This window comes from Myroides pelagicus (genome assembly GCF_009711055.1).
In the GTDB taxonomy this organism is placed as follows: Bacteria; Bacteroidota; Bacteroidia; order Flavobacteriales; family Flavobacteriaceae; genus Flavobacterium; species Flavobacterium pelagicum.
This window is the reverse complement of record NZ_WMJY01000005.1, coordinates 91,010-104,243: the sequence shown is the minus strand read 5'-3', so window position 1 is coordinate 104,243 and position 13,234 is coordinate 91,010. Positions and strand designations below refer to the sequence as shown.

17 protein-coding genes are annotated in these 13,234 nt (G+C 34.5%); 6 read left to right on the top strand and 11 right to left on the bottom strand.

Annotated features, from left to right (window positions below; genetic code table 11):
* Window positions 1-8: 8 nt before the first annotated feature.
* The 10 genes from GJV77_RS03730 to pdxA form a co-directional block, all read right to left on the bottom strand.
* Window positions 9-530, bottom strand: coding sequence for an NADH-quinone oxidoreductase subunit C (locus GJV77_RS03730; RefSeq protein WP_155035010.1), 522 nt, complete (start codon window positions 528-530; stop codon window positions 9-11).
* 1 nt (window position 531) lies between these two features.
* Window positions 532-1,083 carry an NADH-quinone oxidoreductase subunit B gene (locus GJV77_RS03725; RefSeq protein WP_155035009.1) on the bottom strand — a complete coding sequence of 184 codons (552 nt, stop codon included), beginning with the start codon at window positions 1,081-1,083 and terminating at the stop codon, window positions 532-534.
* A gap of 14 nt (window positions 1,084-1,097) precedes the next feature.
* A complete protein-coding gene (locus tag GJV77_RS03720; RefSeq protein ID WP_155035008.1) occupies window positions 1,098-1,463 on the bottom strand; it encodes an NADH-quinone oxidoreductase subunit A in 366 nt (121 codons plus the stop codon).
* A gap of 210 nt (window positions 1,464-1,673) precedes the next feature.
* The gene (locus GJV77_RS03715) at window positions 1,674-1,874 is read right to left on the bottom strand and encodes a cold-shock protein (RefSeq protein ID WP_155035007.1); all 201 of its coding nucleotides are present in this window, start codon (window positions 1,872-1,874) and stop codon (window positions 1,674-1,676) included.
* Between the two features lie 215 nt (window positions 1,875-2,089).
* The gene (gene accC / locus GJV77_RS03710; RefSeq protein WP_155035006.1) at window positions 2,090-3,442 is read right to left on the bottom strand and encodes an acetyl-CoA carboxylase biotin carboxylase subunit; all 1,353 of its coding nucleotides are present in this window, start codon (window positions 3,440-3,442) and stop codon (window positions 2,090-2,092) included.
* 86 nt (window positions 3,443-3,528) lie between these two features.
* The gene (gene accB / locus GJV77_RS03705; RefSeq protein WP_155035005.1) at window positions 3,529-4,014 is read right to left on the bottom strand and encodes an acetyl-CoA carboxylase biotin carboxyl carrier protein; all 486 of its coding nucleotides are present in this window, start codon (window positions 4,012-4,014) and stop codon (window positions 3,529-3,531) included.
* A gap of 25 nt (window positions 4,015-4,039) precedes the next feature.
* Entirely contained in the window at window positions 4,040-5,038 is a 999-nt protein-coding gene (locus GJV77_RS03700; RefSeq protein ID WP_155035004.1) for a beta-ketoacyl-ACP synthase III, read from the bottom strand.
* Window positions 5,039-5,202: 164 nt separating this feature from the next.
* Window positions 5,203-5,400 carry a 50S ribosomal protein L32 gene (gene rpmF, locus GJV77_RS03695; protein WP_155035003.1) on the bottom strand — a complete coding sequence of 66 codons (198 nt, stop codon included), beginning with the start codon at window positions 5,398-5,400 and terminating at the stop codon, window positions 5,203-5,205.
* Between the two features lie 9 nt (window positions 5,401-5,409).
* Entirely contained in the window at window positions 5,410-5,997 is a 588-nt protein-coding gene (locus tag GJV77_RS03690) for a YceD family protein (protein ID WP_155035002.1), read from the bottom strand.
* A 50-nt stretch (window positions 5,998-6,047) separates the two neighbouring features.
* Window positions 6,048-7,118 (bottom strand): 4-hydroxythreonine-4-phosphate dehydrogenase PdxA, encoded by a 1,071-nt coding sequence (gene pdxA / locus GJV77_RS03685; protein ID WP_155035001.1) that lies wholly within the window; start codon window positions 7,116-7,118, stop codon window positions 6,048-6,050.
* 56 nt (window positions 7,119-7,174) lie between these two features.
* On the opposite strand from pdxA, the gene GJV77_RS03680 reads away from it, so the two are divergent.
* The 4 genes from GJV77_RS03680 to GJV77_RS03665 all read left to right on the top strand — a co-directional run bounded on the left by GJV77_RS03680 (window position 7,175) and on the right by GJV77_RS03665 (window position 9,467).
* Window positions 7,175-7,768, top strand: coding sequence for a riboflavin synthase (locus tag GJV77_RS03680; protein ID WP_155035000.1), 594 nt, complete (start codon window positions 7,175-7,177; stop codon window positions 7,766-7,768).
* Window positions 7,769-7,835: 67 nt separating this feature from the next.
* Window positions 7,836-8,414 carry an RNA polymerase sigma factor gene (locus GJV77_RS03675; RefSeq protein WP_155034999.1) on the top strand — a complete coding sequence of 193 codons (579 nt, stop codon included), beginning with the start codon at window positions 7,836-7,838 and terminating at the stop codon, window positions 8,412-8,414.
* A gap of 2 nt (window positions 8,415-8,416) precedes the next feature.
* Complete coding sequence (locus GJV77_RS03670; RefSeq protein ID WP_155034998.1) at window positions 8,417-8,650, top strand: hypothetical protein; 234 nt, start codon at window positions 8,417-8,419, stop codon at window positions 8,648-8,650.
* The gene (locus tag GJV77_RS03665; RefSeq protein WP_155034997.1) at window positions 8,643-9,467 is read left to right on the top strand and encodes a mechanosensitive ion channel family protein; all 825 of its coding nucleotides are present in this window, start codon (window positions 8,643-8,645) and stop codon (window positions 9,465-9,467) included. Before GJV77_RS03670 ends, GJV77_RS03665 begins: the two co-directional genes overlap by 8 nt.
* Before the next feature lie 532 nt (window positions 9,468-9,999).
* On the opposite strand, the gene GJV77_RS03660 is transcribed toward GJV77_RS03665, so the two are convergent.
* Window positions 10,000-10,746: an endonuclease/exonuclease/phosphatase family protein gene (locus GJV77_RS03660; protein WP_155034996.1), complete on the bottom strand. Its 747-nt coding sequence runs from the start codon at window positions 10,744-10,746 to the stop codon at window positions 10,000-10,002.
* A 237-nt stretch (window positions 10,747-10,983) separates the two neighbouring features.
* On the opposite strand from GJV77_RS03660, the gene GJV77_RS03655 reads away from it, so the two are divergent.
* The gene (locus GJV77_RS03655) at window positions 10,984-11,937 is read left to right on the top strand and encodes a bifunctional riboflavin kinase/FAD synthetase (RefSeq protein ID WP_162521557.1); all 954 of its coding nucleotides are present in this window, start codon (window positions 10,984-10,986) and stop codon (window positions 11,935-11,937) included.
* Window positions 11,909-13,225 (top strand): HTTM domain-containing protein, encoded by a 1,317-nt coding sequence (locus GJV77_RS03650; protein ID WP_155034995.1) that lies wholly within the window; start codon window positions 11,909-11,911, stop codon window positions 13,223-13,225. The genes GJV77_RS03655 and GJV77_RS03650 overlap by 29 nt, the downstream gene beginning before the upstream one ends.
* Window positions 13,226-13,234 lie beyond the last annotated feature (9 nt).

Here is a 13,234-nt window from a genome sequence, read left to right as displayed (position 1 = left end):
CAGTTTAATTAACAATTGTGAACAGTTCTTCCAAAGAATCTATCATCTTTGTCTGTACGCCCTCCATCTTCCATTGGGTGATCTTTTCTAAGAGGAAAAGATTCCATAGTGTCCATGTTTAAGATACGTTTTAGTTGTGGGTGACCTTTAAAGATAATCCCGTAAAAATCGTATGTTTCTCGTTCTTGCCAATTTGCACTTTTAAACAGATCTGTTACTGAGTCAACAGTTGGTGATTTTATATTTAAGTACGTTTTAATTCGGATTCTTACATTGTCAAACCAATTGTGCATATGATATACAACAGCTAATTGTCTTGACTCTACTTCTTCAGCATAGTTGATTCCACAAACATCAGTCAAAAAGTTGAAGTTCAATTCTGAGTCTTCTTTTAAAAATTTGATGATGTCGTGTACTTTGTCAGAAGTAGCTTCAAGCACTAGCATACCGTGTTGTTCGTGAAAATTAACTACGCTGTCATTAAATGATTCTTGTAATCTCTTCTGAATAGTGATATTATCTAGTGCCATACTATTTATTTATATTATATGATTTTAATAAGTCATCGTATTCTTGTGTACCACGTCTATTTGCAGCTTCTGATTTTACGATTTCCTGTAATCTTAAAACTCCGTCTAAAATTTGTTCAGGTCTAGGAGGACATCCAGGAACATAAACATCAACAGGAATTACTTTGTCAATTCCTTGTAGAACGGAATAAGTATCAAATATACCTCCTGAGCAAGCACATGCTCCAACAGCAATAACCCATTTTGGTTCAGCCATTTGTTCGTAAACTTGCCTTAGGATAGGCGCCATTTTCTTAGAGATAGTTCCCATTACCATCAGCATATCAGCTTGGCGAGGGGAGAAGCTCATACGTTCAGAACCGAAACGTGCAACATCATAAGTAGCTGCCATTGTTGCCATAAACTCAATACCACAACAAGACGTTGCAAATGGTAATGGCCACATTGAATTGGCTCTAGCTAATCCTACCACAGAGCTGAGTTTTGTAGCAAAGAATCCTTCTCCTACATAACCCTCTGGGGCATCAACCATATTGTAATTTTTTTCACTCATTTGTTTCGTAGATTTTAATCCCACTCAAGACCTTTTTTCTTGAATTCGTATAGTAAACCAATTAATAGTATAAATAGAAATACTCCCATTTTGCCTAATCCTTCCCATCCTAGTTCTTGGAAATTAACTGCCCATGGGTATAGGAAAATTACTTCAACATCGAACAGTACAAATAATATAGCGACTAAGAAGTACTTTACGTTAAATGGAATACGTGCATTCCCTAGCGATTCCAATCCACATTCCCAGTTGCTATCTTTTACTTTTGAGTGTTTTTTAGGTCCTAATTTTGATGATACCCAAATTGTTAAAGATACAAAGCCAGCTGCTAATGCTATCTGCATCAGTACAGGAATAAAATCAAGTTGACTTATTTGCATATAATATAGTATTTATGTTAATACAATATACAAATATAGTGCCTCGTATGCTTTCTACAAAGCTTTGGCTTTGTAGGTGTTGTCTCTATTCTTCTGATTAGCGAAATACATATTTAGATTAATTTAAAATAGAGTGTTAAGGTATATAAAAAGCCGTCTTAAATTTTAAGACGGCTTTCTGAAGCAGTATTTAATTATATAATGTTTTTCTTAACCTTCTATAATTGTAACTTCTGTAGCGATAAGGCCTTTTTTACCTTTTTCTTCAATGTATGATACTTTGTTACCTTGTTCGATATTTTTGCTATTTAATCCTGTGATGTGAACAAAAATGTCTTGTTTTGTTTCGTCGTTAGTGATAAATCCGAAACCTTTCTCTTCGTTGAAGAACTTAATTACGCCAGTTTGCATTTGTAAATAATATAAATTAATAATAATCAAATATAAGATTTGTTTTAATAATTTCGATTTTATATTTTATTTTTTTAAAAAAAATAGTCAAATGAAACTTTCTTTAGAGAGTATTTGATAGTTCTCTTGATTGTGCTGTGTGTTTTAATTTTATTGGCATATTTCAATAGAAACGTAAATGTAAAAAGCCATTCACTAGGAATGGCTTTTTACATTTATTCTTGTTCTAATGGTTTCATTTTGAATGTTTCCATAAAGGCAGTTGTGTAGTTTCCTGCAACATAGTTTGGATCGTCCATTAATTGTCTGTGGAAAGGAATAGTTGTTTTGATTCCTTCAATAACAAACTCGTCTAATGCACGTTTCATTTTATTGATAGCTTCTTCTCTTGTTTGAGCTGTTGTTATCAATTTGGCAATCATAGAATCGTAGTTTGGTGGAATAGTATACCCTGAATATACATGGGTGTCTAGTCTAACACCGTGACCTCCTGGGGCATGCAATGTTGTAATTCTACCAGGTGATGGTCTGAAGTCGTTGTATGGATCTTCAGCGTTAATTCTACATTCGATAGAGTGTAATTTAGGTGTGTAGTTTTTACCTGATATTGGTGTTCCTGCCGCAACTAATATTTGCTCTCTAATTAAATCGTAATCTATTACTTGTTCAGTGATTGGGTGCTCTACTTGGATACGAGTATTCATTTCCATAAAGTAGAAATTTCTATCTCTGTCAACTAAGAACTCAATAGTACCAGCTCCTTCATACTTGATGAATTCTGCTGCACGTACTGCTGCTTCTCCCATTCGATCTCTTAATTCATCTGTCATGAATGGTGAAGGGGTTTCTTCCGTTAACTTTTGGTGGCGTCTTTGAATAGAACAATCTCTTTCTGATAAGTGACATGCTTTACCATATTGATCTCCAACTACTTGAATCTCGATGTGACGTGGATCTAAGATTAGTTTTTCCATGTACATTCCGTCATTTCCAAAAGCAGCAGCAGCTTCTTGTCTTGCACTTTCCCAAGCTTTAGCTAAATCTTCTTCTTTGAAAAGCTCACGCATACCTTTTCCACCTCCACCTGCTGTAGCTTTCATCATAACTGGGTAACCAATTTCTTTAGCTGTCTTTTTGGCGTGATCTAGTGATGTTAATAATCCGTCAGATCCTGGTACTGTTGGTACTCCTGCTTTTTTCATAGTTTCTTTAGCAGTTGCTTTATCTCCCATTTGTTCGATCATCTCTGGAGCTGCACCAATAAATTTGATACCGTGCTCTTGACAGATTTTAGAGAATTTAGCATTTTCTGATAAAAAGCCATAACCTGGATGGATAGCATCAGCATTCGTAATCTCTGCAGCGGCAATGATATTTGCCATTTTTAAGTAAGATTGGTTACTTGGTGCAGGACCAATACATACAGCTTCATCAGCGAAACGTACGTGTAAGCTATCTGCATCTGCAGTAGAGTAAACTGCTACTGTTTTAATTCCCATTTCTTTACATGTTCTTATTACACGTAAAGCAATCTCACCCCTATTTGCAATTAATATTTTTTTAAACATCTCTTGAAATTTTGATTTAACTTTTGTTGTTCACTTTTTTACCTTTAATGGTGATCAGTGAAATTGAATTGTATGTATAAAATTTCTTAAGATGGATCAACTAAGAATAGTGGTTGATCAAATTCAACTGGTGACGCATCGTCAACTAGTACTTTTACGATTTTTCCTGAAACTTCTGATTCTATTTCATTGAATAGTTTCATCGCTTCAATCACACAAACTACATCTCCTGTTTTGATTGTTTTTCCAACTTCAGTAAATGGATCTTTATCTGGTGCAGGTTTTCTGTAGAATGTACCAATGATAGGCGATTTTACCGTGATGTATTTAGAATCTTCGTCAGCAGCTTTAACTTCTGTAGCTGGAGTAGTAGCAACTGTGTTTGCTTGTGCTGGAGCAGCTGTTTGAGGTAAAGATGAAGCAACTGGTACTTGTTGAATGTAAGTAGTTTCAGTGTTTCCAGTTTCAGTCGTTTTAATGGTGATTTTGAAATCATCCATTTCTAATTTTACTTCTGTAGCACCTGATTTTGCTACGAACTTAATCAAATTTTGAATTTCTTTAATGTCCATACCCAATGAATTGGTTAGTTGTTTTTTATTGTTTTGTATAAGCCCACTTTAGGTAAATTGAACCCCACGTGAAACCACCTCCAAAAGTAGCAAAAATTATATTGTCTCCTTTTTTAAGTTTGTTTTCGTAATCACAAAGTAATAGGGGTAAAGTGGCTGATGTTGTATTCCCGTATTTTTCAATATTCATAAGTACTTTATTGTCATCTAAGCCCATTCGATGCGCTGTAGCGTCAATAATTCGCTTATTTGCTTGGTGTGCAGCTAACCAAGTTACGTCTTCATGGCTTAGGTTGTTGCGCTTCATGATTTTTTCACTTACGTCAGCCATGTTTGATACAGCATATTTGAATACAGATTTACCATCTTGAAACACATAGTGTTGTTTATTGGCTACTGTTTCAGCGCTTGCAGGCATAATCGAACCTCCTGCATCAATTTTCAAGTACTGTCTTCCGATTCCATCACTTCTTAGGTATTCATCTTGAAAACCTAAACCTTCTGTATTAGGTTCGAATAATACTGCACCTGCAGCATCTCCAAAAATAATACAAGTGGCGCGATCTGTATAGTCAATAATTGAAGACATTTTGTCTGAGCCTATTAATAATACTTTTTTATATCTACCTGACTCAATATATGCAGACGCTACTGACATTCCGTAAAGGAAGCTAGAACATGCTGCTTGTAGGTCAAAAGCAAAAGCATTGGTTGCTCCAATTTGTGTCGCAACATATACTCCTGTGGTTGCTACAGGCATATCTGGTGTAGCAGAAGAAAGTATTACTAAGTCTATATCTTTAGGATCTAGATTAGCTTTTTCCATAAGGTTTTCCGCGGCTTTAATAGCCATGTATGAAGAACCTTCTCCAGGTACTTTAAGAATTCTACGTTCTTTAATACCTGTTCGTGTTGTTATCCACTCATCGTTAGTGTCAACCATTGTTTCTAAGTCCGCATTCGTTAGCTTGTCTTCTGGTAAGAAGCACCCAACTGCAGTAATGGCTGCGTGTATTTTTGTCATATGGTGTTGCTTTACTTTATAAAAACATTCCAAAAAGAAGCGAAAATTACAAAAAAAAAACCAATTCAAGTCATTTTCAGCTTATAAAGTGTGTTTTTTCGTCTTTTTTGACCAAAAAAAAAACTCTCACACATTGTGAGAGTTCTTTAATACTTTTCTCAAGGTTATGCCTCTACTTCAGTAGTTTTGTCGATAACAACTTGACCTCTGTAGTACATTTTCCCTTCGTGCCAGTAAGCTCTGTGGAATAAGTGAGCTTCTCCTGTTACTGGGCAAGTAGCGATAGTTGGAGCTACTGCTTTGTAGTGAGTTCTTCTTTTATCTCTTCTTGTTTTCGAGGTTTTTCTCTTAGGATGTGCCATTTTACTATATTATTTATCCGTTAATAGTTTTTTTAATTCTGCCCATCTAGGGTCTATTTCTTCATTATTGTCTTCGTCAAGATCTTCTTGATCGTCGAATTCATCATCTAATTCTTCTAAAAATTCATCTAAATCATCATCATTGCTATATCCTAAGATATCTAATGCTTCTGATTCTAATGTACCATCTAGTACACCAGGGTGTACTCTTTTTTGTGGAATAGATAGTACTAACATTTCATATACGTATTGACCAATATTGATTTGGTGCTCGGTAAATGGGATTATTAGTAGTTCATCGTGATCGTCATTGTATTCTTCTCCAAATTTCACAACTAAATCTAGTGTATTAGTTATGGGTAAATCGAAGTCTAAATTTGTAACATCACAAGGTACATTAGCTATTCCTTCACTTTTAAGATTTAACTCTAAAAGCGTGGTCTTTTTATTTAAAAGAACGGTTATGGTAGCATTGATGCTGTTGAAATCTCTGTAATCATAGCTTTCGAAAAAACTATTATCTACTTGAAATTCAAATTTATGCTCTCCATTTTTTAATCCTGTGAAAGGAATTAAAAATTTGTTTTCAATTTTCATGAAATACATGATTTGAGCGTGCAAAGATAAAAAAATATTATAATTACAAGCTAGTTATCAAATTTTTTTGTAGCAAAATCTTTTTCCTGAGGCTGCAATGGATTGGAGGAAGCTTCTAAATTAAAGTTGCGATTGTTGAAAATATCAATAGCTAAATAGATAGCTTCTCTAAATGATGTAGCATCAGCAATTCCCTTACCCGCTATTTCATAAGCAGTTCCGTGATCAGGAGAAGTGCGGATTTTATCTAATCCTGCAGTGAAATTTACTCCTTTACTAAACGATAGTGCTTTGAACGCAGTTAGGCCTTGGTCGTGATAGCAGGCTAAAACTGCATCAAATTTTTTATAGGTCTCCGAACCAAAGAATCCGTCGGCTGGGAATGGACCAGAAACTAAAATGCCTTCTTCATGTAGTTTTTTAATGGTTGGTGTCATTACTTCTTGTTCTTCAGTACCAATTAATCCATTGTCACTAGCGTGGGGATTTAGACCCAAAACAGCAATTTTTGGTTTAAAGATATTGAAGTCATTGATTAACGATTGGTTGACAATCTTTACTTTCTTCTCAATGAGCTCTGGTGTTATTGCAGCTGCAACATCTTTAAGAGGAATGTGATCCGTTAAAAGTCCTACTTTTAATTCATCAGTAACTAATAGCATTAAGGCTTCTCCTTCTAGCTCGCTGTCTAAATAACCTGTGTGTCCTGGGTGTGTAAACTCCTCATCGTTACTGTTGTATTTATTGATAGGAGCTGTGACTAGCAGATCAATTTCTCCATTCTTTAATGCTTGGGTCGCTTCTACAAATGATTTTATAGCATATTTACCAACTTGTGGGTCGTTTTTACCAAATGAAATGTTGATGTTCTCTTTCCAAAGATTATATACATTTAATTTGTTTGGTACAACTTGAGTTAAACTGTCAATTCCTTGTAAGGTTGTTGAGTTGTTTATACTCTTTTTTACATATGATAAAGGCTTTGAATTAGCAAATATGATTGGTGTACAGATTTCTAGCATTCTGTTGTCTTCAAAAGACTTAAGGATTACTTCGGCACCAATACCGTTCAAATCGCCTATTGAAATTCCGACTTTTATATTTTCCTTTTTTTGGGTCATAGTATCGCTTAATTATTGCTACTTTTGAAGCAAATTTAATAAAAATAAATGGAGTTATGTTTACAGGTATTGTTGAAAGCATCGGAAAAATAGAAAAAATAAATAGTGATCGCTCAAATTTGCATATTACGGTTGATTGTAATTTTACACAGGAATTAAAAGTTGATCAAAGTGTTTTACACAATGGTATCTGCTTGACTGTGGTATCTATTGAAGGTCAACAATATGTGGTGACAGCTGTCAAAGAAACAATTGATATTACCACAGTAGGTACTTGGACGGAGGGAATGCATATTAATCTAGAGCGTGCCATGTTGTTTAACGGACGCTTAGATGGGCATATAGTGCAAGGGCATGTGGATCATATCGGTACGTGTGTAGGGATAGAGGATGTAGATGGAAGTACGTACTATCATTTTGAATATAAAGCAGATTCGTTACATACAACTATTGAAAAGGGCTCTGTTACCATAGATGGAACTAGTTTAACTGTGGTTGATTCAGGTGTGAATACTTTTAAAGTAGCGATTATACCTTATACAAAAGCACATACTATCTTTCAATATTACCAAGTAGGTACACAAGTAAATCTAGAGTTTGATGTGATAGGTAAATATGTGACTAAATTAATGCAGCTAGGAAAGTTATAGTTTAGTAAAGTAAACAAACAAACAAAGGTATATGGTCTTATATTTGTAGTATAATTAAGGGGGGAATATGAAAGTTAATCTACAGAATAATAACTTTACCACCATGTCAGATGAGGACTTAGTTCAAATAATTGTACATAGTGGTAATACTAGTCTGTTCGGAATTCTTTATGACCGGTATGCACAGAAGGTTTATTCAAAGTGTTTAGGTTTTGCAGAATCTCGTGATGTAGCGGAAGATTTGACGCAAGATGTATTTGTGAAGTTGTATTTGAATTTAAAGAAGTTTAGAGGGGAGTCTAAGTTTTCCACTTGGCTATATTCTTTTACATACAATCATTGTGTGAATTACTCTAAATTGGTACTAAAGAAGAGAAGAAACGAGGAAGACCTAAATGATGAGTACCAGCATTTGATGGTTGATGAGGAGATTACTGATGAAGAAATTTTCTCTTTAAGTGTTGAGAAATTACAAGAGGCTTTGGCTAAGATAGATGCAGAAGATAAAATTATTTTATTGATGAAGTATCAAGATGATAAGTCCATTAAAGAGATTTCTCAGCTGTTAGAGTTAGGTGAAAGTGCTATTAAAATGCGTTTGCACCGAGCGAAAAAGAAAATTGTTGAAATATATAACTCACTGTAATTATGGATAATCCTTTCAAAAAAATACTTCAGGACGAAAAGTTACCTGTCTATATAAAGGATAGAGTAATTGATAATTTGAATTTTATCAAACTATCCTTAGATGTTTCTGAGTTATATGCTGTCAAAGTACCACAGGCATTGGGTAGTATAGCTTTAGATAACAATAAAAAGAGAGAAGAAGAACTTATTAAGAAAATTATAAACGAAAAAAACAACGAGAAAAAAGATGAATAAACTTACTGACTTTGAATACCCTACAGATATGCTGAATACAGTTGTCGATTCTTTCGTTAAAGGGGCACTTGGGTTTGTACTTATCTTAGGATATATTTTACTATGCTGGGTGTTGGTTAAATTTTTTGCTTATTTGTTGAAAAAGATTTTCCATTTTTTTCGCTTACAAAGTATCCAAAAATTGATTGATGAAAACGAGTTTCTGGCTCGTACAAATGTAAATATTAAAATAGACGCTGTCATAGTCTTTTTTATGAAGGTGTTTTTAATCTTCTTAATGGTTGTGATAGGAGCTGAAATGTTTGGACTAACCATTGTTTCTAAAGAGATTGGGAACTTAATGTTATACATCCCTCAGGTGTTTATAGCTTTATTAATTTTTGTTGGAGGTCTTTATTTAGCTACGTGGTTAAAGAAGGCAGTAGTAGGTGTATTGAAAGCTGTTGACTTCAGTGGAGCGCGCATGATAGGGAATATAGTGTTTTATTTTTTATTGGTTTTCGTTGTTATAACAACTTTAAATCAAATTGGTATTAATACATCCATTATTACGAATAACATATCGATTATTGTAGGTGCTGTTTTGTTGACAGTAGCGTTGTCAATTGGATTAGGTGCAAAAGATGTAGTTACACGTTTACTGTTTTCATTTTATACAAGAAAGAATTTAGAACTAGGTCAATTAGTTAAGATTAATGGATTAGAAGGATATGTAATCTCGATTGATAATATTTACCTGTGTTTACTAGTTGATGGTAAGAAGCATTACTTACCTATCAAAACTGTTTCGGAAAGTCATATTGAAATCGTTAAGTAGGTAAAGATGAAATAGTGGCTGATACTCTTGTCACTTTAAAAGAAAAAGTCGCTAGTTTTAATTAAAAGCTAGTGACTTTTTTTATAAATAGGCCTCTTTGTTTTTATCCTATTTTAGGAGTCAATATCATATGTATAGACTTTTTATAAAATGTTTATACAGAGATAATTGTCTCTGAAAGATTATTAATGTACTTTGGTTAGCGTTTTACAGGATTTGAATTTTCAATTTTGAAGAAGAAAGGTTGATGCTTTCTTTACTATTAATAGATGGGTTTTTCTAGTAGTCCTTTATCACCGATTGGCCTGTTAGTGAAGGGTGTTTTCTTCATGGATATCTTTTTTCCATGCTTTCTTGACCTATACTTGCAGTATACGAGCACTTTGCTTGCTAAGAGGTGCTTGTGGGCTAGTAAACTGCAGGAATGCTGCACCAATTGTGGAAACTTGGTAACAGCTGTAGTCTTTTAGTATATCCAATAACAAAAAAGATTGGTGTAAGTATTTAGAGGGAGTTATCGCGATAGGAGATATTATTGTTCTTTAAATTGAATTTTAACTAACAAAGGAATGTGGTCAGAGATTTTTCGAGCCATTTGTATATTCTCTAAGTTTTCAAAAAAATATATAGCCTTCGTTTCTATGATGTCAAATAGATAGAGGGGTATAAAAATGTTGTCATATTCAGAGGCAAGACAGTCACCATTGATACACTTTTGTTTTAGACTTGTTTTTTGATCAGTAAAAGCAGGAGTGTACCCTTGTTTTTTCAAAGGATTAAATACGTTGTTGTATTGAGGGGTGTTGAAATCTCCCAAAAAGATTAAATTCATGTCTGGGTATAAGTCTGGTAGGAATTTAAAATATTTAATTTCTTTTTCAGGCTGATGTTTTTTAGGAAGGGCGTGAAAATTACTCAAAGTAAATACGTTGTTTTTATAGCTAAATGTGGCGATATAGGGCTCTCTTTCTATTTCCTGTTGAAATGTTGGGTCTAGAAAGGCTTTCTTTTTCAATTTGACTTTATTCGTTTTCCAAATGTAAGCATATCTTTCAGAGCGATAGGGAGAACTATTGGTTGGATCACTCACGGTGTAATCCCATTTTACACCAGTAGTATTGTTTAGTGTCTGCTGTATTTTTGCAATTGTTTGTATGCCTGAGGGGTTGGTTACCACTTCTTGGATAGCTACAACATCTGTTTGACTAATGACTTTTGCTATGATCTCAATTTCTGCCGTAGATTTACTCTTTCCTAAGTTTTGTAAGTTCCAAGTCATGATTGATACTTGAGCATGTATGGAAATATTCAGGATTAAAAAAGTAGAAAAGATTAGTTTACAGAAAAGTTTAGTTAGCATATTGGATAATAATGTGTTAAACCTAAGAAGTAGAAAAGGAATTAAAAGGGTTTTATAAATGCAATTTATAAAAATGCCGTATTTTTACGTTCCCTGAATCTAATGAGGTGATATTGGGATAAAACTAAGACAACAAAATTAAATTAAATAATTCACGTGAGAACATTTTCTTCAATTAATGAATTTCAATCGGAAAAGAAAGTTGTAGCGACTTTGGGGACATTTGATGGAGTACACAAAGGGCATCAGAAGATTATACAGCGTATTGTATCTGCTGCGCAAAAAGAGGGTGCAGAGAGTCTTGTGCTTACTTTTTTTCCTCATCCAAGGATGGTGTTAAATCAAGATAATAGTATCCGGTTGTTAAATACTTTAGAGGAAAAAAAAGAATTATTAGAGCACTTAGGCTTAGATAATCTCGTTGTACAGAAGTTTGATTATGATTTCTCTCAATTAACAGCAGAGCAGTTTGTAAAAGAAGTACTGGTAGATACTTTTAATATCTCTAAGATTATTATAGGTTATGATCACCGATTTGGCAAGAATCGTACAGCTGATATTAGTGATTTAAAAGCGTTTGGTCAGAAATATGCTTTCGAAGTTGAAGAGATATTAGCAGAGGAAGTTGATCACGTATCCATTAGTTCTACTAAAGTGAGACAGGCATTAGCGATAGGTGATATGGCATTAGCTAATGAGTTTCTTGGATATGCTTACTATTTTACAGGAACTGTTATTCACGGTAAGAAGCTAGGGCGAACACTTGGTTTTCCTACAGCTAATTTTCGCGTTGATGAAACGTATAAATTGATTCCTAAGAACGGAGTATATGTTGTCGAATCCACAATCAATGGGAAGCGTGTAAAGGGAATGATGAGTGTCGGTATAAATCCTACTTTTAAAGATCATCCTTATAGTGTTGAAGTCAATTATCTCGATTGGGAAGGTGATTTGTATGGGCAAGTGCTAAAAGTTCGTATCTTAGATAGAGTTAGAGATGAATTAAAGTTTAGTAACTTAGACGAGTTGGTAAGTATGTTAAAAGATGATGAACGCATCACTCGTGAATTTTTTGAACAGTATGTGGAAAAAAGCACTACAACCTATTGATAATAGCCCACTAATTCTATTCCGTATTTTTTTTGGCTTTTTATTCGCTTGTGAGTCCTTTGGGGCAATTGCGACCGGCTGGGTTCGCACTAACTTAGTCGATGTACAATTGACCTTTTCTCATATTCATATGGATTTTCTGCAAGTATTAGTTGGTCCACAGATGTATATTTATTTTGCAGTTATGGGGTGTGCTTCTTTAGCAGTGATGTTGGGGTGGCGCTATCGATGGAGTATGATTCTATTGACTATTTTATGGGCAGGGGCTTATTTTATACAAAAGACTTCCTATAACAATCATTACTATATGCTGCTGGTGATTTGTTTTTATATGTGTTTTTTACCAGCTAGTTCTTATGCTTCTCTAGATGAACGAAGTCATCGGGTAACGCGAAGCCTAACCATGCCAAGGTACTTTTCGTGGATTTTTATTTTTCAGGTTTCAGTCTTGTATTTTTATGGAACAGTTGCTAAGTTTTATCCTGATTGGTTAGATGGTACATTCACTCGACTGATGTATGAGGGTGCTTATGTATCAGATACAATTAAAGAAGTATTAACGACCAAGTGGTTCACGATTAGTATCGCTTATTTAGGTGTTTTATTTGATGGACTGATCGTACCGATGCTTTTATGGAAGCGTACACGTACACTTGGGGTGGTAGCAGCGTTAGTTTTTCACTTGTTTAATTCTGCTACATTACACATTGGTATTTTTCCTTATTTTGCTCTGAGCTTCTCTGTGTTCTTCTATGAACCAGAGAAGATTCGCCGTTTGTTTTTTAAACGAAAGCCTTGTGTTTCTACAGATGTTTTAGTTGAGCGAATAAGATATGGACTGACAAAAGGACAATTATATGTAATCGCTGTGTTTATGTTCATTCAATTGGTATTGCCTTTACGTATGTATTATATTGAAGGAGACACATTGTGGACGGAGGAAGCTCACCGTTTGAGTTGGCGGATGATGTTGAGATCAAGGGGAGGGTACACAGACTTTATTGTTGAAAATAAACAGACAGGAGGAAGGAGTTACTACCCACTTTCGGACGTGCTAACCCCAAAACAAGCTGCTAGATTGACTTCACCTGATATGATTTGGCAAATGGCTCAGTATATCAAGAAAGAATATGCAGATAAGGGAGAAGACGTATCAGTATTTGCAGATAGCTTTGTGTCAATAAATAATAGGCCTTATCATCGATTTGTCGATAACACTGTAGATTTGGGTGCTGTCAAATGGGATTATTTTTGGCATTCGGATTGGATTCTCGATAAACCGTTTTAAAAGGATATA